The organism is Streptomyces sp. NPDC000075 (assembly GCF_040301925.1).
In the GTDB taxonomy this organism is placed as follows: domain Bacteria; phylum Actinomycetota; class Actinomycetes; order Streptomycetales; family Streptomycetaceae; genus Streptomyces; species Streptomyces polychromogenes.
Map to the genome: position 1 here is coordinate 61,504 of NZ_JBEPFL010000038.1, position 19,174 is coordinate 80,677.

The window sequence follows — 19,174 nt, forward strand, 5'->3', positions numbered from 1 at the left end:
GGGCGCGAGGCGCCCGGACGGTCGGGCGCGTCAGCCCCGGACGGCGGCGATCGCTTCGGACAGGGCTCCCGCCACGTCCCCGACCAGGGTGTGGGCGCCGTCGCGGACCACGTGGCGGCCGCCCACCACCGTGTGGCGGACGTCGGCGGCCGAGGCGGCGAAGACGGCCGTCTCCGCGCCGAGGCGGGGCAGCGGCCCGGCGGTGCGGACGGTGTCCAGGGCGATGGTCGTGAAGTCCGCGAGGGCCCCCGGCGACAGCCGGCCCGCGTCCGGGCGGCCCAGGGAGGCGTGGCCGTCGGCGGTGGCGGCCGTCAGGAGGGCGTTCGCCGTCCAGTGGCCGCGCGTGCGGCTGCGCAGCCGCTCGTTCAGCTCCATCGCCCGCGCCTCCTCCAGCAGGTCGATCACCGCGTGGCTGTCGCTGCCCAGGGACAGCGGGCTGCCCGCGCGCTGGAGCCGGCCGGCCGGGCCGATGCCGTCGGCGAGGTCGCGTTCGGTGGTCGGGCACATGCAGGTGCCGGTGGTGGTGCCGCCGAGCAGGGCGATGTCCTCGTCCGTCAGGTGCGTGTTGTGGACGCCCGTGGTGCCGGGGCCCAGCACGCCGTGGTCGGCGAGCAGCTGCGTCGGGGTGCGGCCGTGCGCGGCGAGGCAGGCGTCGTTCTCCGCCGTCTGCTCGGACAGGTGCACGTGCAGCGGGGCCTGCCGCTGCTGCGCCCACGATGCGACGGTGGCCAGCTGGCCGGCCGGGACGGCCCGTACGGAGTGCACCGCCGCGCCGATCAGCGCGTGCTCGCGGGGCTTGAGGGCGGAGACCCGCTCGGCCCAGGCCTCGGCGGTGCCGTCGGAGAAGCGCAGCTGGTGCGGGTTGGGGGCCTCGCCGAAGCCGGCGGCCAGGTAGGCGGTGTCGAGGAGGGTGATGCGGATGCCGGCCGCCGCGGCCGCCTCGATCAGCGCCTCGCCCATCGCGTTGGGGTCGGCGTACGGGGTGCCGCCGGGGGCGTGGTGGACGTAGTGGAACTCGCCGACGTTGGTGATGCCGGCCAGCGCCATCTCCGCGTACACGGCCCGGGCGAGGGCGAAGTAGCTGTCGGGGGTGAGGTTCTGGGCGACGCCGTACATGACCTCGCGCCAGGTCCAGAAGGTGCCCGAGCCGACCTGGACGGTGGAGCGCAGCGCCCGGTGGAAGGCGTGGGAGTGCGCGTTGGCCAGGCCCGGGAGGGTCAGGCCGCGCAGCACCTCCGCGCCGGGGGGCGGGGTGGCCGCCCCGGTGCGCACGCCGCCGATCCGGCCGTCGGCCGTGACGTCGAGGGCGACGCCCGGCTCGACGAGGTCGCCGAGCCAGGCGTGTTCCAGCCAGTACGTCTTCCGCGCGATCAACGACACGCTAGACCTTCCAGTACGTCGGCGAGGGCGAGGACTCCGGCCACGCAGTCGTCCTCGGCGGCGAACTCCCGCGGGGAGTGGGAGACGCCGGTGGGGTTGCGTACGAACAGCATCGCGGTCGGGACGGCGGCGGAGAGGATTCCGGCGTCGTGTCCCGCCCCGGTGCCGAGGACGGGGACGGCCCCGCCCAGGATCCGGTTCAGCTCGTCGCGCAGGGCGTGCTCGAACTCGACGACCGGGGTGAAGGACTCCCGGACCACGTCGAGGGAGACGCCTTCGCGCTCGGCCTGCTCGCGGGCGGCCTTCTCGACGGCGGTGACGACGGTGTCGAGGGTGGCCTGGTCGGCGGCCCGGGAGTCGAGCCAGCCGCGCACGAGGGAGGGGATGGCGTTGACCCCGTTGGGCTCGACGGAGATCTTCCCGAAGGTGGCGACGGCCCCGGCGAGGGCGGCCTCCCGGCGGGCGGCCAGGACGGTCTCCGCGTACGTGAGCATCGGGTCGCGGCGGTCGACGAGGCGGGTGGTGCCGGCGTGGTTGGCCTCGCCGTGGAAGTCGAAGCGCCAGCGGCCGTGCGGCCAGATCGCGGAGGCGATGCCGACCCGGTCGCCGGACAGGTCGAGGGCGCGGCCCTGTTCCACGTGCAGTTCGACGAAGGCGCCGATGCGGGCGAGCCGCTCGGGGTCGGCGCCGATGGCCTGCGGGTCGTAGCCGGCGCGCTCCATGGCCTGCGGGAGGGTGGTCCCGTCGGCGTCGCGGAGCTCGTACGCCTTCTCCTTCGTCAGCTGCCCGGCGGCGAGCCGGGAGCCGACGCAGGCGAGGCCGAAGCGGGCCCCCTCCTCGTCACCGAAGTTGGTGATGGCGAGGGGGCGGGTGAGGGCCGCGCCGCGTGCCCGGAGCTCGTCCAGGGCCGCGAAGGAGGACACCACGCCGAGGGGGCCGTCGAAGGCGCCGCCGTCGGGGACGGAGTCCAGGTGGGAGCCGGTGACGACGGCGTCACCGGCCAGGGGGTCGCCGAGCCAGGCCCACTGGTTGCCGTTGCGGTCGACCTCGTAGGCGAGGCCCCGGGACTCGGCCTGCGCCCGGAACCAGGCCCGGCAGTCGGCGTCGGCCCCGGTCCACGCGAAGCGGCGGTAGCCGCCGCTGTCGGCGTGCCGGCCGACGGGACGGAGCTCGTCCCACATGGCGTGGAACGAGGTGGGGCGGCCCCCGCCGCGCGCGGCGGCGGGGGCGGGGGTGGCGGGGCGGGGGCCCGGGGCGGAGCCCCCGTGCGCCTCGCCCGCGCCGGTGCCGCTGGACCGGGTCACGCGGAGTCACCCTCGCGCATGGGGACGCGGACGCCGCGCTCGTCGGCGACCGTCTCGGCGATGTCGTAGCCGGCGTCGACGTGGCGGATGACGCCCATGCTCGGGTCGTTGGTGAGGACGCGGCGGATCTTCTCGCCCGCGAGCTTGGTGCCGTCGGCGACGGTGACCTGGCCCGCGTGGATCGAGCGGCCCATGCCGACGCCGCCGCCGTGGTGGATCGAGACCCAGGAGGCGCCGGAGGCCACGTTGACCATGGCGTTGAGCAGCGGCCAGTCGGCGATCGCGTCGGAGCCGTCGAGCATGGCCTCGGTCTCGCGGTACGGGGAGGCCACCGAGCCGCAGTCGAGGTGGTCGCGGCCGATGGCCAGCGGGGCGGCGAGGGTGCCGTCGGCGACCATCTCGTTGAAGCGCTCGCCGGCCTTGTCGCGCTCGCCGTAGCCGAGCCAGCAGATGCGCGCCGGCAGGCCCTGGAAGTGGACCCGCTCGCCGGCCATCTTGATCCAGCGGTGCAGGGACTCGTTCTCCGGGAAGAGCTCCAGCATCGCCTTGTCCGTCTTGGCGATGTCCGAGGCCTCGCCGGACAGGGCCGCCCAGCGGAAGGGGCCCTTGCCCTCGCAGAAGAGCGGGCGGATGTAGGCGGGGACGAAGCCGGGGAAGGCGAACGCGCGGTCGTAGCCGGCCAGCTGGGCCTCGCCGCGGATGGAGTTGCCGTAGTCGAAGACCTCGGCGCCGGCGTCCATGAAGCCGACCATGGCCTCGACGTGCTTGGCCATGGACTCGCGGGCGCGGGTGGTGAAGCCGGCCGGGTCCTTGGCCGCGTACGCCGCCATGTCGTCGAAGTCGACGCCGACCGGGAGGTAGGAGAGCGGGTCGTGGGCGGAGGTCTGGTCCGTCACGATGTCGATCGGGGCGCCCTCGGCGAGCATCTGCGGGAGCAGCTCGGCGGCGTTGCCGAGGAGGCCGATGGAGAGCGGCTTGCGGGCGTCGCGCGCCTCGACGGCCAGCTGGAGGGCGTGCCGCAGGTCGTCGGCCTTGACGTCGAGGTAGCGGTGCTCGATGCGGCGCTCGATGGCGCGCGGGTCGACGTCGATGCAGATGGCGACGCCGTCGTTCATCGTCACGGCCAGCGGCTGGGCGCCGCCCATGCCGCCGAGGCCGGCGGTGAGGGTGATGGTGCCGGCCAGGGTGCCGCCGAACTTCTTGGCGGCGACGGCGGCGAAGGTCTCGTAGGTGCCCTGGAGGATGCCCTGGGTGCCGATGTAGATCCAGGAACCGGCGGTCATCTGGCCGTACATGGTCAGGCCGAGGTGCTCCAGGCGGCGGAACTCCTCCCAGTTGGCCCAGTCGCCGACCAGGTTGGAGTTGGCGAGCAGGACGCGCGGCGCCCACTCGTGGGTCTGCATCACGCCGACCGGGCGGCCGGACTGGACCAGCATGGTCTCGTCCTGCTTGAGGGTCTGGAGGGTGCGGACCATCGCGTCGAAGGAGCGCCAGTCGCGGGCCGCCTTGCCGGTGCCGCCGTAGACGACGAGCTTGTCGGGGTGCTCCGCGACCTCGGGGTCGAGGTTGTTCTGCAGCATGCGGAGGGCGGCCTCCTGCTGCCATCCCAGGGTGCTGAGCTCGGTGCCTCGCGCTGCCCGTACGGGGCGGGGTCCTGACATGGCGGTGCCTCCTCCGAATGTTGGTCTATCTATTCACATCCTGGCGTCTTGAATAGATCCAGTCAACAGCTGCGCGCGAGTCCGCGGGGTGATGGGATGGCGGGCATGGACGCCTTGGGGGACGAAGCCGGTCGGCCGAGCGCCGCCGAGTACGGGGACACCACCGCCCGGGAGCCCACCGCCCGGGGCGGAGCCGCGCGGCATGACGCCGCCGGCCGGGGGACTGCCGCACGGGCGGCCGCCACCGGGCGGGAAGCCGCCGGGCCGGACGCCGACGCGCGGGCCGCCGGTGCGCGGGCCGCCGCCGGGCGGCGTGACCGGGCCGTGCGGGCTGCCGTGGAGCAGGGGCTGCTGGACGCCGAGCCGCTGGTCTGCCTGCTGGACACCGCCGGGATCCGGGCCTCCGCCGCCGCCCTGACCGCCGCCTTCGACGCCGTCACGGCCCCCGGGACACCCGTCCTGCACGCCTTCGCCGCCAAGGCCGCCCCGCTGGTCCCCGTACTGCGGCTGCTCTCCGACTGCGGCCTCGGCTGCGAGGTGGCCAGCGCCGGCGAGCTCGCGCTGGCCCGCGCCGCCGGGATCCCGGCCGGGCGGACGGTGCTGGACTCCCCCGCCAAGACCGCCGGCGAACTGCGCGAGGCCCTCGCCCTCGGGATCGCCGTCAACGCCGACAACCACCAGGAACTGGAACGCCTCGACGCCCTGCTGGCCGCCCCCGGCGGCCCGGCCCGCCCCCCGGTCGGCGTACGGGTCAACCCCCAGACCGGCGCCGGCACCATCGACGCCCTCTCCACCGCCACCGCCACCTCCAAGTTCGGCATCGGCCTGCGCGACCCCGGCGCACGCGAACGCCTCGTACGGGCCTACCTGGACCGGCCCTGGCTCACCCGGCTGCACGCCCACTCGGGCTCCCAGGGCCTGCCGCTGCCCCTGATCGCCGAGGGCGTGCGCGAACTGCACGCCCTGGCCGAGGAGATCAACGCGGCCGCCGGACGCCGGCAGGTCGACACCCTCGACATCGGCGGCGGCCTGCCCGTCAACTTCACCTCGGACGAGGAGACCCCCACCTACGCCGCCTACGCCGCCGCCCTGCGCGAGGCCGTCCCGGCCCTGTTCGACGGCTCGTACGGGCTGGTCACGGAGTTCGGCCGGTCCCTGCTGGCCAAGCACGGCACGGTGCTGGCCCGCGTCGAGTACACCAAGACCTCCGGGGGCCGCCGGATCGCCCTCACCCACGCCGGGGTCCAGGTGGCCACCCGCACCGTCTACGCCCCGGCGGCCTGGCCCCTGCGGATCCTCCCGTACGACGCCAAGGGCGCCCCCAAGACCGGCGCCCCGACGCCCCAGGACATCGCGGGCCCGGCCTGCTTCGCCGGGGACCTGCTGGCCACCGCCCGGGAGCTGCCCGAGCTGGCCCCGGGCGACCTGATCGCCGTCCCGGACACCGGCGCGTACTTCTTCACCGCCCACTACGGCTACAACAGCCTGCCCCGCCCGTCCGTCCACGGCTTCACCACCGGGGCCGGGGGCGACGTCCGCTTCACCCTGGCCCGCCCCGCGCAGACGGCGGAGGAGCTGGTGGCGGAGGCGGGAGGCGCCTTCCGCGACGCCCTGCTCTAAGTCATCGGGCGGCGGAGCGGTGGGCCCGGGGTCAGTCCACGAACAGCCCGCGTGCCGCGGCCCGGGCGTCGAAGGACTCCAGGCGGGCCTGCGCGTCCGGCAGCGCGTCCGCCATGGCCTCCAGCAGGACCCGGCCCAGCAGCATCGGCGCGCACGCCGTGTCGAAGGCCAGCCCGGTGCCGACCGGGGCCGGGATCAGCAGGTCCGAGTACCGGGCGACGGGCGCGAACGCCGAATCGGCCACCGTCACCGTCTTCAGCCCGGCCCCCCGCGCGTGCTCCAGGGCCTCCACCACCTCGCGCGGGTGCCGCGGCAGGGCGAAGCACAGCAGCGCCGACCCCCCGGCGGCGGCCACCGCGTCGATCCGGTCGGCGAGCATCGAGCCGCCCTCGTCGAGGAGGCGTACGTCCGGGTGCACCTTGGCGGCGAAGTACGCGAAACCGCGCGCCTGCGAGGACGCCGCCCGCAGCCCGAGCACCGGCAGCGGGGACGACCCGGCGAGCAGCCGGCCCGCCTCCTCCACCGGCGACGGGTCCGCCAGCATCGTCGCCAGCCGCCGCAGGTTCTCGATCTCGCCCTCGACGGCCTGCTGGTACTCGTTGTACGACTCCTCGCGCGCCGCCCTCGGCGGCTCGGCCGGCGCCACCTCGCGCAGGTGGCGCCGCAGCGCGGGGTAGCCGTCAAAGCCGAGGGCCACCGCGAACCGGGTCACCGAGGGCTGGCTCACCCCGGCCAGCTCGGCGAGCTCCACGCTCGACAGGAAGGGCACCTCCGCGGCGCCGCGCACCATGCAGTGCGCGATCCGCCGCTGGGTCGGCGTCAGCCGGTGCCCCTCGAAGAGCTTCTGCAGCCGCGCGGCCGGGCCGTCGCTCATCGCCGTCCCCTCCGTCCGAGTGAGATATTCAGTCAGGGTGCACTCTGCATGTGGTTATGCAGCACGGCAAGCCGGTGACCGCGATACGGGAAGGGAGCCGGCCCGGGACGGAAGAGCCCCGCCGGCCTCCGAGGCACGGGGTCCGGGGCGGAGCCCCTGGAAACGGGGAAAGGGCGGGGCGGGGAAAGAACGGGGCGGGGAGGCGGCTCCGCGCAGCGGCCCCCGCCGCCCCGGGCAAAGGAACCGGCGGGGCCGCCGGCCCCCCGGGCGGGCCCGGGGGACGGGACGACGGCGGCCCCGCCGGGGACACGGGCCGGGTCAGGGCCGTCCGCGTCCTGGGGCGCCGGCACACTCCGGGAGCCGCTCCGAAGCAGCGCTGACGCCACACATGGCGCCGGCCCCGGCACCCGGTCCCCCGGGCCCTCCGGCCGACAGGACCACTGTGCCGGTGCCGTGTTAAGCGGGTGCTGCCGCCACATGTCGGGGCCGTACCGTTTGCGCCAAGGGCCGGGAACGGACCCCGCCGGACGTCCTCCTACTTCGCGGTCTTCGCCAGGAAGGCCAGCAGGTCCTGACGGCTCACCACACCGGTCGGCTTGCCCTCGACCAGCACGATGGCCGCGTCCGCCTCACCGAGCACGGACATCAGTTCGGAGACCGGCTCGCCGGAACCGACCTGCGGCAGCGGCGCGCTCATGTGCTTCTCCAGCGGGTCGCCGAGCGAGGCGCGCTGCGCGAACAGCGCCGCGAGGAGCTCCTTCTCCACGACCGAGCCGATGACCTCGGCGGCCATCACGTCGGGGTGCCCGGCGCCCGGCTTGACGATCGGCATCTGCGAGACGCCGTACTCCCGCAGCACCTCGATGGCCTGACCGACCGTCTCCTCCGGGTGCATGTGGACGAGCGACGGGATGCCGCCCTCCTTGTCCGCGAGGACGGCGCCGATGCGCGCGGCCGGACCGGCCTCCTCGAGGAAGCCGTGGCCGGCCATCCACTCGTCCGAGAAGATCTTGCTGAGGTAGCCGCGGCCGCTGTCCGGCAGCAGGACGACGACCACGTCGTCCGGGCCCAGCCCCTCGGCGGCGCGCAGCGCGGCGACGACCGCCATGCCGCAGGAACCGCCGACCAGCAGGCCCTCCTCCTTCGCGAGGCGGCGGGTCATCTGGAAGGAGTCCTTGTCGGACACCGCGATGATCTCGTCGGTCACGTTCGGGTCGTAGGCGGTGGGCCAGAAGTCCTCGCCGACGCCCTCGACCAGGTACGGGCGGCCGCTGCCGCCGGAGTAGACGGAGCCCTCCGGGTCGGCGCCGATGACCTTGACCTTCCCACCGGACACCTCCTTGAGGTAGTTGCCGGTGCCGGAGATCGTGCCGCCGGTGCCGACGCCCGCCACGAAGTGCGTGATCTTCCCGTCCGTCTGCTCCCACAGCTCGGGGCCGGTGGTCTCGTAGTGCGAACGGGGGTTGTTCGGGTTGCTGTACTGGTCCGGCTTCCAGGCGCCCGGGGTCTCCCGGACCAGGCGGTCGGACACGTTGTAGTACGAGTCCGGGTGCTCGGGATCGACGGCGGTCGGGCAGACCACGACCTCGGCGCCGTACGCGCGCAGCACGTTGATCTTGTCGAGGGAGACCTTGTCAGGGCAGACGAAGATGCACTTGTAGCCCTTCTGCTGGGCCACGATGGCGAGTCCTACGCCCGTGTTGCCGCTGGTCGGCTCCACGATGGTGCCACCCGGCTTGAGGGCACCGCTCTGCTCGGCGGCCTCGATCATCCGGACGGCGATCCGGTCCTTCACGGAACCGCCGGGGTTGAAGTACTCGACCTTGGCCAGCACGGTGGCCTGCAGGCCTTCGGTCACACGGTTGAGCTTCACCAGCGGGGTGTTGCCGACGAGGCTGATCATCGAGTCGTGGAATTGCACCATGTTCTCCAAGAAGGGGACTCCACGGGTTCTCCGGGAGGTCCGGCCAGAGTATGCCGAAAGGGATTGGCCGACCGGCAGTACGGGGCAGGAAGGTCAACACGACCGAGGAGGTGGCCTGAGAGGTGTCCAGAGCGAGAACGGCCCGCCGGATCGCGGCGGGGGCGGCCTACGGCGGGGGCGGACTCGGGCTGGCCGGAGTGGCCGCGGTCGGGCTGGTGCTGGCGGAGGTCCAGTTCGCCAAGCGGACGGTGGGGACGGGCCTGCCGGATCCCCCGCGCGCGGACGGCCTCTACGGCGGCGAGTTCGGCGGGCCGGAGCTGAGCCCGGGGCCGCTGCGGATGGCGATGCTGGGCGACTCGACGGCGGCCGGCCTGGGCGTGCGCCGGGCCCGGCAGACGCCGGGGGCGCTGCTGGCGTCGGGGCTGGCGGCGGTGGCGGAGCGGCCGGTGGAGCTGCGCAACGTGGCCCTCTCGGGTGCCATGTCGGACGACCTCGACCGCCAGGTGTCGCTGCTGCTGGACGGGGACGGGCCGGCGCCGGACGTGTCCGTGGTCATCATCGGGGCGAACGACGTGACCCGGCGGATGCCGCTGACGCAGTCGGTCCGGCTGCTGACGGCCGCCGTACGGCGGCTGCGGCTGGCGGGGTCGGAGGTGGTGGTCGGCACCTGCCCCGACCTGGGCACGATCGAGCCGGTGTACCAGCCGCTGCGGTGGATGGCCCGGCGCGTCTCCCGGCAGCTGGCGGCCGCGCAGACGATCGGGGTGGTCGCGCTGGGGGCGCGGACGGTCTCGATGGGCGACATGCTGGGCCCGGAGTTCGCGGCGAACCCCCGGGAGATGTTCGGCCCGGACTCCTACCACCCGTCGGCGGAGGGGTACGCGACGGCGGCGATGGCCGTCCTGCCGACGCTGTGCGCGGCGCTGGGCGTGTGGCCCGAGTCGGACCGGCTGGACGTCTCCCGCAACGAGGACATGCTCCCGGTGGCCAAGGCCGCCTCGGCGGCGGCGGGCGAACCGGGCACGGAGGTCACGGCGGGCCGCGGCCCGTGGGCCCTCCTGAAACACCGCCGCCGCCGGCGCCTCCCGGCGGAACCGACCCGCGAACCGGCGGCACCGTCGACGACGGCGGGGTGAGGCGGGGGAAGGCGGGGGGCCAGCCCCGGCCCCGGTCGGCCGTTCCGCCCGGCCGGAGCGACGGGCATCACACGTCCGCCCCGGTGACCTCGACCGTACGGGGCGGTAACTTCGCTTGCGGTCCCGCAACGACGCACACCCCTTGGAGTCCCGATGCCCGAAGCCGTCATCGTTTCCACCGCCCGCTCCCCCATCGGGCGCGCCGGCAAGGGGTCCCTCAAGGACGTCCGACCGGACGACCTGACCGCCACGATCATCCAGGCCGCCCTCGCCAAGGTCCCCGAGCTGGACCCGCGCCAGATCGACGACCTGATGCTCGGCTGTGGCCTGCCCGGCGGGGAGCAGGGCCACAACCTGGCCCGTATCGTCGCGGTGCAGATGGGCATGGACTACCTGCCCGGCACCACGATCACCCGCTACTGTTCCTCCTCCCTCCAGACCTCCCGCATGGCGCTGCACGCCATCAAGGCGGGCGAGGGCGACGTCTTCATCTCCGCCGGCGTCGAGACGGTGTCGCGGTTCGTCAACGGTTCCTCCGACGGGCTGCCCGGCACCCACAACCCGCTCTTCGCCGACGCCGAGGCCCGCACGGCCGCCGTCGCGCAGAGCGAGGGCAGCGACTGGCACGACCCGCGCGAGGACGGCCTCGTCCCCGACGCCTACATCTCCATGGGCCAGACCGCCGAGAACCTGGCCCGCCTCAAGGGCGTGACCCGCCGGGACATGGACGAGTTCGGCGTGCGTTCGCAGAACCTCGCCGAGGAGGCCATCAAGAACGGCTTCTGGGCCCGCGAGATCACCCCGGTGACCACCCCGGACGGCACGGTCGTCAGCAAGGACGACGGCCCGCGCGCCGGCGTCACGCTGGAGGGCGTGGAGGGCCTCAAGCCCGTCTTCCGCCCCGACGGCCTGGTCACGGCCGGCAACTGCTGCCCGCTGAACGACGGCGCCGCCGCCCTCGTCATCATGAGCGACACCAAGGCACGGGAGCTGGGCCTGACCCCGCTGGCGCGGATCGTGTCCACCGGTGTGACCGCCCTGTCCCCCGAGATCATGGGCCTGGGCCCGGTCGAGGCCTCGAAGCAGGCGCTGAAGCGGGCCGGGCTGACCGTCGGCGACATCGACCTGTTCGAGATCAACGAGGCCTTCGCGGCCCAGGTCATCCCGTCCTACCGGGATCTGGAGATCCCCCTCGACAAGCTGAACGTCAACGGCGGGGCCATCGCCGTCGGTCACCCGTTCGGGATGACCGGTGCGCGGATCACCGGCACCCTGATCAACAGCCTCCAGTTCCACGACAAGCAGTTCGGTCTGGAGACCATGTGCGTCGGCGGCGGCCAGGGCATGGCCATGGTCATCGAGCGCCTCAGCTGAGACCCGGAACACAGCGCGCAGAGTGAGGGGTTCGGTACCGCTCCAGCCGGGCCCCCAGCTGCCGCAAGGGATCCTCTAGATCCATACGGTGTACTGACATCAGGTCTAATCCCGTCGCGGCCGACCTGTGACCGAATCTCCCCCAGGATGTGACCTTTGTCCTGGGGGATCGGCATTTGCCCAGGTCAGACGTCATCCCCCTGCGGCCCCAAGGACGAAAGACCTGTCCAATTCATGACGTAATGCACTGCACGCCATTCCCAGCACAGGACAAGCTGATGTAGGAAGTCGGGGGATCGAATCAATCAGGAGTTAGTCAGTGAGCGCCATGTCTCTTGCCCTGCTGCTGACCACGGCCGCTGCCACGGCCGTGGGCGCTGCTGCGCTGCACGCCGTACACGGACTGCGCAAGCAGGTGTCGGCCCTGCGCGATGAGCTCGCCCTGCCGGCCCACGCCCGCGGCGCGAGCGTCCCGCACGCCCGCAGCGCCGTCGAGTCCCCCGCCGCCGAGATACGAGCCGCCGTGGCCGCCGCCCTCGCCGAGGAGCGCGAGCGCGAGCTGGCCGAGGCGCGGGCCTTCTGGGCCGCGCAGGAGGCCCGTGACGCCGCCGACGCCCCCAGCCTGCTGGGCGGGCTGCCGGGGCTGGGCGAGGACGGCCCCGTCTTCCTGCCCCGGCAGGCGGACCTGGTCGGCCTGGAGCCCGTCCTGGGCGACGACCTCGCCGACGAGTACCCGGAGGATTCGGCCGAACTGGCCGCGGCCCGCCGGCGCCACCCGTCGCACCCCGACTTCGTCCCGGTGCAGCCGCACCCCGGCGCCGACCACGAGCGCACCGTCAGCCGCCTGGAGGAGCTCGCGGAGGCCCGTACGGCCCTCGCGGACGTCCGTCCCGGCCCGCTGGGCACCCTCGACGTGTACGTGTTCGCGGACGGCACCACGCTGTGCATGACCCCGGGCCACCGGGAGACGGCGGAGCGCCTCGCCGAGGCCCTGCGCTCGGGCACGGCCCCGGTCCTGCTGGGCGGCTCGGGCATCTCCGGCGCCTACGCCCTGACCTTCTCCTGCGGGGACGCCGAGGACCCGGACAGCAACGTCTACATCCTCGCGGACCGCGTCATCGCATCGCTCTGACTTCCGCCCGCTCCACCAGCGCCACGGCCTCGTCCAGCATCTCGGACGGGGCCTTCGCGCGTCCGGGGCCCGTCCCGGCCGCGCGCAGCGCCTCGGCCAGGTCCAGGCCGGCCACGGCCACCTGGTCCCCGACGACGAAGACCCCCTCGTCCGGCATCACGCGCGCCGGAGCCGCCCCCGACGGGTCCTCCAGCCGCTGCGCCGCGGCGGCCAGCTCACGGGCCAGTTCCAGGGCCTGCGCGGCGGCTCCGCGCTGGAGCCGGCTCTGCGGGGCGGCCCGCAGCCGGTCGGCGAAACGCTCCACGGCGGCGATCAGGGGCGAGGTATCGAGCACCCGGCCGACCTTACGCGCCGCCACCGCGCCATTGCCAACGGGCGAACTCTCCGGCACGGTGCAGTGAAGAGAACAGCACGGCGATACCCCCGGAGGCGCCCATGTCCGTTGAGTTCTCCGAGCAGACCCACCGCAACATGATCGACAGAATCCCCCAGACCACCGGTCGTGAGATCTCCGACTGGCTCCGTACCGTCGACGAGGGCCCCTCCCTCCTCCGGTTCGAGGAGAAGGTCAACTGGCTGCTCGGCGCGCACGAGCTGTCGCACGGCCAGGCGAAGGCGATCGTCCACGAGTACGGGCTGCGCAGAGCGGCCCGCCGGTTCGGCTGAACCCAGGCCCCCTTGCCCCAGGAAACCCCCGAGATGCGGGAAGGCCCCGCGAGCGTCGCTCGCGGGGCCTTCCCCGTGCCACTGACCGCTACCGGTACGACTAGTCGTCGCCGGAGAGGATCTGGAACAGGCGCAGCATCTCCACGTAGATCCACACCAGGGTCATGGTGAGGCCGAAGGCCGCGAGCCAGGCCTCCTCGCGCGGGGCGCCGTAGGTCAGGCCGTCCTCGACCTGCTTGAAGTCCAGGGCGAGGAAGAACGCGCCGAGGAGCACGCCGACGATGCCGAAGACGATGCCGAGCGGGCCGCTGCGGAAGCCGAGGCCGTCACCGCCGCCGAAGACCATGAACAGCGCGTTCGCCAGCATCAGCAGGACGAAGCCGAGGGCTGCGGCCATCACGAAGCCGGTGAACCGGCGCGTGACGCGGATCCAGCGCATCTTGTACGCCACGAGCACGGCGGCGAAGACGCACATGGTGCCGAGCACGGCCTGGATGACCACGCCGGGGCTCAGGTAGTAGCTGGTGGCCGCGGAGACGACGCCGAGGGTGACGCCCTCGAAGGCCGCGTAGGCCAGGATGATCGCCGGCGTCGGCTTGCGCTTGAAGTTCTGGACCATCGCGAGGACGAAGGCGACGAGTCCCGTGCCACCGGCGATCACGTACGACTTGTTGAGGTTCGCCGGGTCGACGGGCAGGGCCAGCCAGGCCAGGGTCGCGGTGACGATCAGGGTGCCGAGCGTCATGGCCGTACGGCTCACGACGTCGTCGATGGTCATCACGCTGCCACGGGCCGGCGCGGCCGGCATGCCCGTGTTCGGGTCTACGGCGTAAGGATTCGTCGCGTACGGGTTGGTCGCGGTCCCGGCCTGCGCGTACTGCGCGTCGAAGCCCGCGTAGCCGCCGTTGTCACGGCTGAACCCCCGTCGCGAGAAGACCGGGTTACTGCTCCTCATCTCACTCCTCCATGGCCACGGTGCGCGGCCTTAGCGTCAAGGGTAATGCGTTCGCAAAAAAAGCACCCTACTGCTGGAGGAGGATCTTAGGAGAAGGCGCGGCGGACCGCCGGGGGATAAACCGGGGGGTGGCGCGGGAACGCGGCGGAGCGGCGGAAGTGCCCGGAGCCGGACTTGAACCGGCACGGCCCGAGGGCCAGCGAGGTTTAAGCTCGCCGTGTCTGCATTCCACCATCCGGGCAGGGCAGCGGGCCCCGTGGTAAAAGCCTTGAACGCTGCGGTGAGCCTATCCGGAAGACCCCGCCCGGCACGGGCCCGTCTATCCGATGTTGTCTGATTTTATTGGCGATTGAGTGGGCGTCAGGACCGATAAGTCACGGTCGGCAGCGCTGAGGACGACGCTCGCCCCCGCCTGCGGAATGACGTGATTTCGCTGCCCCGCGCCACCCCGGGCCACCCCCGTCCTCCAGCCCGTCCTCCGGCCCGTCCTCGGGGCTCCCGTCATACCAGAGGAGGAGACGACCGGCGCCCCGGTCAGACTCCAGTGGGCCGTCGAACGGGCACCTCGGCTGATCCCCCGGGGGTGGGGCCGCGGTGAGGATGGAAGGGTCCCGCCACCGCGCAGCACCACCGCTCGACAGGAGTCCCCGTGACCGCCATGAACTACGCCCCGCAGCACACCGCCCAGGCCGTGGCCGCCCGTGCCACGCAGCTCTCGAAGGTGTACGGCCAGGGCGAGACCCAGGTGGTCGCGCTGGACAACGTCTCCGTGGACTTCGGCCGCGGCCAGTTCACCGCGATCATGGGCCCCTCCGGCTCCGGCAAGTCGACCCTGATGCACTGCGTCGCCGGCCTGGACACCTTCTCCGGCGGCTCGGTCCGCATCGGCGACACCGAACTGGGCACCCTCAAGGACAAGCAGCTGACCCAGCTGCGCCGCGACAAGATCGGCTTCATTTTCCAGGCGTTCAACCTGCTGCCGACGCTGACCGCCCTGGAGAACATCACGCTCCCCATGGACATCGCCGGCCGCAAGGCGGACAAGCAGTGGCTGGACACCGTGGTGGACATGGTCGGCCTCTCCGGCCGCCTCTCCCACCGCCCCACCCAGCTCTCCGGCGGCCAGCAGCAGCGCGTGGCCGTCGCCCGCGCCCTGGCCGCCCGCCCCGAGATCATCTTCGGCGACGAGCCCACCGGCAACCTCGACTCCCGCTCCGGCGCCGAGGTCCTCGGCTTCCTGCGCAACTCGGTGCGCGAGCTCGGCCAGACCGTCGTGATGGTCACCCACGACGCGGTCGCCGCCTCCTACGCGGACCGCGTCATCTTCCTCGCCGACGGCCGCATCGTCGACGAGATGTACGCGCCCACCGCCGACGGCGTGCTCGACCGGATGAAGGCCTTCGACGCCAAGGGCCGCACCAGCTGATCGGTCACTGATCACCGAAGCCACGAACAGACTTCCAGCCCAGGACTGATAACCCCATGTTCCGTACCGCCCTGCGCAACGTCCTCGCGCACAAGGCCAGGCTGCTGATGACGGTCCTCGCCGTCACCCTCGGCGTCGCCTTCGTCTCCGGCACCCTCGTCTTCACCGACACCATGAGCAAGGCCCTCTCCGGCCAGTCCGCCAAGAGCTACGACGGCATAGCCGTCTCCGTCACCTCGTGGGGCCCCTCCCGCACCGAGGACGGCGTGAAGGAGGGCGAGCCCGGCATCAGCCAGCAGACCCTGGAGAAGGTCAGGGCCGTCAAGGGCGTCGACACCGTCTCGGGCCGGGTCTCCGGCTTCGCCGGCGTCGGCGACGAGAACGGCAAGCTGATCGGCTCCGGCTGGGCCAACAAGGGCTCCAACTTCGTCCCCGTCAAGGACGGCAAGGACCCCCGCTACACCTTCACCGACGGCACCGGCCCCGCCAAGGACGACCAGATCGCCCTCGACAAGGAGTCCGCGGCCAAGGGCGGCTACAAGACCGGCGACAAGGTCCGCGTCGCCACCAACGGCCCGGTCAAGGAGTTCACCCTCACCGGCGTCTTCACCACCGAGGACGGCGCCGTCAACGCCGGCGGCAGCCTGGTCCTCTTCGACACCAAGGTCGCCCAGGAGCTCTACCTCCAGCCCGGCTTCTACGACGAGCTCGCCGTCGCCGCCAAGGCCGGCACCTCCGCCGACCAGCTCCTCACCGACATCAAGCCGCTGCTCGACACCAAGCACACCAAGGCCCAGACCGGCAAGGCGCTCGCCGCCCAGCAGGCCAAGGACATCGAGAAGCAGATGAGCAGCTTCAGCACCATGCTGCTCGCCTTCGCCGGCATCTCCCTCTTCGTCGGCGTCTTCCTCATCTACAACACCTTCACCATGCTGGTCGCCCAGCGCACCAAGGAGCTGGCCCTGCTGCGCGCCGTCGGCGCCAAGCGCGGCCAGGTCATGCGCTCGGTGCTCGCCGAGGCCCTGGTCATCGGCGCCACCTCCGCCGCGATCGGCCTGGCCGCCGGTATCGGCCTCGCGGTCGGCATGCGCTCCCTGATGGACTCCCTCGACGCCAAGATCCCCGACGGGGCCCTCGTCATCGCCCCGGGCACGGTCGTCGCCGCCCTGCTCATCGGCGTCGTCGTCACCACCCTCGCCGCCCTGCTGCCGGCCTGGCGCACCGGGCGGATCGCCCCGGTCGCCGCCATGGGCAGCGCCCACCTCCCGGCCACCGCGAAGTCCCTGGTCGTGCGCAACGTCCTCGGCTCGCTCATCAGCCTCGCGGGCATCGGCGTCGTCTTCCTCGGCGTGTCCATGGGCGGCGACGGCCGGATGGTCATCGGCGCCGGCGCGGGCCTGATGCTCATCGGCATGATCGTGCTGCTGCCGCTGCTGTCCCGGCCGGTCATCGGCGCCGTCCGCCCGCTCCTGCAGAAGGTCTTCGGCGTCCCCGGCAAGCTGGCCGCGCAGAACGCCGTGCGCAACCCGCGCCGCACCGCCGTCACCGCCGCCTCCCTGGCCATCGGCCTCACCCTGGTGACGACCCTGTCGGTGCTCGGCATCACCATGGGCACCGCCGTCGACCGGATGAGCACCGACAAGCTGAAGGCCGACTACAAGGTCTCCATGGCCGGCGGCATGGGCGGCCTGGACAAGTCCGTGGCCGAGACCCTCGCCAAGGCCCCCGGCATCAAGGCGGTCTCCCCGCAGGCCGACGGCTACTTCAAGGTCGGCGACAGCTTCCGCTCCGCCTCCGGCGTCAACCCCGCCACCATCGGCGAACTCCTCAACATCGAGGTCACCTCCGGCTCCCTGGCCTCCCTCGGCAAGGGCGAGGCCGCGGTCGCCGAGAGCACCGCGAAGAAGCAGAACCTCACCGTCGGCTCCACCCTCCAGGTGCAGTTCGAGGACGGCCAGAAGGGCGCCCTCCGGATCGGCGCCGTCTACAAGGACCTGGAGGGCCTGCTCTCCCCGTACGTCCTCGACAACAAGGTCCTGAGCGCGCACACCGACCAGCAGAACGTCCGCGAGGTCTACGTCAACGCCACCGCCGGCGACTCCAAGGCCGGCCAGCAGGCCGTCATCGACGCCCTCGGCAAGAACCCGGCGATGACCGTCGCCACCCAGCAGGACATGCGCAACGAGATGGGCGGCATCATCAACACGATGCTGAACATCATGTACGGCCTGCTCGGCATGGCGCTGATCATCTCGGTGCTCGGCGTCGTCAACACCCTGGCCATGTCCGTCTTCGAGCGGACGCAGGAGATCGGCATGCTGCGGGCGATCGGCCTCGACCGCGCCCGGGTCAAGAACATGATCCGCCTGGAGTCCGTGGTGATCTCGCTCTTCGGCGCGGTCCTCGGCATGGGCATCGGCCTCTTCCTGGCCTGGGCCGTGGGCACCACGCTCACCAAGTCGGTGCCGAACTACGAGCTGATCCTCCCCTACGGCCGCCTCGGCGTCTTCCTCCTGCTGGCCGCCGTCGTGGGCGTCCTGGCCGCCATGTGGCCGGCCCGCAGCGCCGCCCGGCTGAACATGCTGACCGCCATCAAGACCGAGTAGCCCGGCAGCGGGCAGGGACACGCAAGGGCCCCGGGGCACATCGCCCCGGGGCCCTTGCGCGCTTTCGGCGTACGGGGCTACGCGCCGCCCCAGACCCGGGCGCGCAGCGGCATCCCGGACCTCCCGCCGCCGCCCGGCTTGACCGCGAGGATCTGGTTGACCCCCAGGCGGGCGTGCTCGAAGCCCAGGGCCGAGGCCGCCATGTACAGCAGCCACACCCGGGCCCGGCCGGGCGAGGTGAGCCGTACGGCCTCGTCCCAGTGCTCCTCCAGCCGCGTCACCCAGGCCCGCAGGGTCAGCGCGTAGTGCTCGCGCAGCGCCTCCACGTCGCGGACCTCGAAGCCGGCCTTCTCCAGCTCGCCGACGGTGGAGCCGACCGGGGAGAGCTCCCCGTCGGGGAAGACGTAGGCGTCTATGAACTCGTCGATCTCGTAAGCCGCTTCGTCGGGCTCCGGGGGCCGGCCGATCTGGTGGTTGAGCAGCCGCCCGCCGGGGGCCAGCAGCCCGTGCAGGATGCCCGCGTACGCGCGGTAGCGCTCGGAGCCGACGTGCTCGGCCATGCCGATCGAGGAAATCGCGTCGTAGGGGCCGTCCTTGACGTCCCGGTAGTCCTGGACGCGGATCTCGATCCGGTCGGTCAGGCCCTCCTCGGCGATCCGCTTGCGGGCGAAGGCGGCCTGCTCGGTGGAGAGGGTGATGCCGGTGACCCGGACCCCGTACTCGCGGGCGGCGTGCAGGGCCATGGAGCCCCAGCCGCAGCCGACGTCGAGGAGCCGCTGACCGGGCTTCAGGGCGAGCTTGCGGCAGACCAGGTCGAGCTTGTCCCGCTGGGCGTCCTCCAGGGAGCCGGCCTCGGTCCAGTAGGCGCACGAGTAGACCATCGACGGGCCGAGAACCAGCTCGTAGAACTCGTTGCCCACGTCGTAGTGGTGGCTGATGGCGTGCCGGTCGCGGCTCCGGGAGTGGATGATGCCGCCCTGGCGGACGGCCTCCTCCGGCGGGGGCGCGGGCCGCGTCCACGGGCGGGACAGGGCCACGAGCTCGCGTACGGCGGCCCGGGTCGCCGGGTCGCGCAGCAGCGCGGCCGTGCCGGCGGCGCCGGAGGCGCGCGCGGGC

The 19,174-nt window shown here is 72.8% G+C and carries 15 protein-coding genes and 1 tRNA gene; 7 read left to right on the plus strand and 9 right to left on the minus strand.

Features of this window, described 5'->3' with window-relative positions; translation table 11 throughout:
• Window positions 1-30: 30 nt before the first annotated feature.
• From ABT403_RS32465 to hutU, 3 genes are all read right to left on the minus strand, one after another.
• Window positions 31-1,371, minus strand: coding sequence for a formimidoylglutamate deiminase (locus ABT403_RS32465; protein ID WP_344168806.1), 1,341 nt, complete (start codon window positions 1,369-1,371; stop codon window positions 31-33).
• A complete protein-coding gene (locus ABT403_RS32470; RefSeq protein ID WP_344168803.1) occupies window positions 1,371-2,561 on the minus strand; it encodes an allantoate amidohydrolase in 1,191 nt (396 codons plus the stop codon). The genes ABT403_RS32465 and ABT403_RS32470 overlap by 1 nt, the downstream gene beginning before the upstream one ends.
• A gap of 119 nt (window positions 2,562-2,680) precedes the next feature.
• Window positions 2,681-4,345: a urocanate hydratase gene (gene hutU / locus ABT403_RS32475; protein WP_344168627.1), complete on the minus strand. Its 1,665-nt coding sequence runs from the start codon at window positions 4,343-4,345 to the stop codon at window positions 2,681-2,683.
• A 105-nt stretch (window positions 4,346-4,450) separates the two neighbouring features.
• On the opposite strand from hutU, the gene ABT403_RS32480 reads away from it, so the two are divergent.
• Window positions 4,451-5,965, plus strand: coding sequence for a type III PLP-dependent enzyme domain-containing protein (locus ABT403_RS32480; RefSeq protein ID WP_344168624.1), 1,515 nt, complete (start codon window positions 4,451-4,453; stop codon window positions 5,963-5,965).
• A 31-nt stretch (window positions 5,966-5,996) separates the two neighbouring features.
• Here ABT403_RS32480 and ABT403_RS32485 read toward each other — a convergent pair whose 3' ends face one another.
• Both ABT403_RS32485 and ABT403_RS32490 read right to left on the minus strand, forming a co-directional pair.
• Window positions 5,997-6,839 carry a MurR/RpiR family transcriptional regulator gene (locus ABT403_RS32485; protein WP_344168621.1) on the minus strand — a complete coding sequence of 281 codons (843 nt, stop codon included), beginning with the start codon at window positions 6,837-6,839 and terminating at the stop codon, window positions 5,997-5,999.
• Between the two features lie 535 nt (window positions 6,840-7,374).
• On the minus strand, window positions 7,375-8,760 hold the full coding sequence (locus tag ABT403_RS32490) for a cystathionine beta-synthase (RefSeq protein ID WP_344168800.1): 1,386 nt from the start codon (window positions 8,758-8,760) through the stop codon (window positions 7,375-7,377).
• A gap of 125 nt (window positions 8,761-8,885) precedes the next feature.
• Here ABT403_RS32490 and ABT403_RS32495 point away from each other — a divergent pair, with 125 nt between their 5' ends.
• From ABT403_RS32495 to ABT403_RS32505, 3 genes are all read left to right on the plus strand, one after another.
• Window positions 8,886-9,899, plus strand: a complete 1,014-nt coding sequence (locus ABT403_RS32495; RefSeq protein WP_344168618.1) for an SGNH/GDSL hydrolase family protein — start codon at window positions 8,886-8,888, stop codon at window positions 9,897-9,899.
• 153 nt (window positions 9,900-10,052) lie between these two features.
• Window positions 10,053-11,273 carry an acetyl-CoA C-acetyltransferase gene (locus ABT403_RS32500; protein ID WP_344168614.1) on the plus strand — a complete coding sequence of 407 codons (1,221 nt, stop codon included), beginning with the start codon at window positions 10,053-10,055 and terminating at the stop codon, window positions 11,271-11,273.
• Between the two features lie 328 nt (window positions 11,274-11,601).
• Window positions 11,602-12,405, plus strand: coding sequence for a hypothetical protein (locus tag ABT403_RS32505; RefSeq protein ID WP_344168797.1), 804 nt, complete (start codon window positions 11,602-11,604; stop codon window positions 12,403-12,405).
• On the opposite strand, the gene ABT403_RS32510 is transcribed toward ABT403_RS32505, so the two are convergent.
• Window positions 12,389-12,739, minus strand: coding sequence for a hypothetical protein (locus tag ABT403_RS32510; RefSeq protein ID WP_344168611.1), 351 nt, complete (start codon window positions 12,737-12,739; stop codon window positions 12,389-12,391). The genes ABT403_RS32505 and ABT403_RS32510 overlap by 17 nt on opposite strands.
• 101 nt (window positions 12,740-12,840) lie before the next feature.
• Here ABT403_RS32510 and ABT403_RS32515 point away from each other — a divergent pair, with 101 nt between their 5' ends.
• Window positions 12,841-13,071: a DUF4287 domain-containing protein gene (locus ABT403_RS32515; protein WP_042812614.1), complete on the plus strand. Its 231-nt coding sequence runs from the start codon at window positions 12,841-12,843 to the stop codon at window positions 13,069-13,071.
• Window positions 13,072-13,171: 100 nt separating this feature from the next.
• Here the strand turns inward: ABT403_RS32515 and ABT403_RS32520 are convergent, their stop codons facing one another.
• Both ABT403_RS32520 and ABT403_RS32525 read right to left on the minus strand, forming a co-directional pair.
• Complete coding sequence (locus tag ABT403_RS32520) at window positions 13,172-14,026, minus strand: Bax inhibitor-1/YccA family protein (RefSeq protein ID WP_344168608.1); 855 nt, start codon at window positions 14,024-14,026, stop codon at window positions 13,172-13,174.
• Between the two features lie 159 nt (window positions 14,027-14,185).
• Window positions 14,186-14,267: transfer RNA gene (locus ABT403_RS32525), tRNA-Leu, on the minus strand.
• Between the two features lie 417 nt (window positions 14,268-14,684).
• Between ABT403_RS32525 and ABT403_RS32530 the strand changes: the two genes are divergently transcribed.
• Together ABT403_RS32530 and ABT403_RS32535 are read left to right on the plus strand one after the other, a co-directional pair.
• Entirely contained in the window at window positions 14,685-15,452 is a 768-nt protein-coding gene (locus tag ABT403_RS32530) for an ABC transporter ATP-binding protein (protein ID WP_344168794.1), read from the plus strand.
• 56 nt (window positions 15,453-15,508) lie between these two features.
• Window positions 15,509-18,058, plus strand: coding sequence for an ABC transporter permease (locus tag ABT403_RS32535; RefSeq protein WP_344168605.1), 2,550 nt, complete (start codon window positions 15,509-15,511; stop codon window positions 18,056-18,058).
• A gap of 77 nt (window positions 18,059-18,135) precedes the next feature.
• Here ABT403_RS32535 and ABT403_RS32540 read toward each other — a convergent pair.
• A partial coding sequence (locus ABT403_RS32540) for a class I SAM-dependent methyltransferase (protein WP_351650442.1) occupies window positions 18,136-19,174 on the minus strand: 1,039 nt, incomplete at its 5' end.

Bases quoted from the DNA above. Each gene is read 5' to 3' on its own strand.
- ABT403_RS32500 (WP_344168614.1), top strand. From the start codon at position 10,053: ATGCCCGAAGCCGTCATCGTTTCCACCGCCCGCTCCCCCATCGGGCGC.
- ABT403_RS32515 (WP_042812614.1), top strand. From the start codon at position 12,841: ATGTCCGTTGAGTTCTCCGAGCAGACCCACCGCAACATGATCGACAGA.
- ABT403_RS32535 (WP_344168605.1), top strand. From the start codon at position 15,509: ATGTTCCGTACCGCCCTGCGCAACGTCCTCGCGCACAAGGCCAGGCTG.
- ABT403_RS32505 (WP_344168797.1), top strand. From the start codon at position 11,602: ATGTCTCTTGCCCTGCTGCTGACCACGGCCGCTGCCACGGCCGTGGGC.
- hutU (WP_344168627.1), bottom strand. From the start codon at position 4,345: ATGTCAGGACCCCGCCCCGTACGGGCAGCGCGAGGCACCGAGCTCAGC.
- ABT403_RS32520 (WP_344168608.1), bottom strand. From the start codon at position 14,026: ATGAGGAGCAGTAACCCGGTCTTCTCGCGACGGGGGTTCAGCCGTGAC.
- ABT403_RS32470 (WP_344168803.1), bottom strand. From the start codon at position 2,561: ATGTGGGACGAGCTCCGTCCCGTCGGCCGGCACGCCGACAGCGGCGGC.
- ABT403_RS32480 (WP_344168624.1), top strand. From the start codon at position 4,451: ATGGACGCCTTGGGGGACGAAGCCGGTCGGCCGAGCGCCGCCGAGTAC.
- ABT403_RS32485 (WP_344168621.1), bottom strand. From the start codon at position 6,839: ATGAGCGACGGCCCGGCCGCGCGGCTGCAGAAGCTCTTCGAGGGGCAC.
- ABT403_RS32530 (WP_344168794.1), top strand. From the start codon at position 14,685: ATGAACTACGCCCCGCAGCACACCGCCCAGGCCGTGGCCGCCCGTGCC.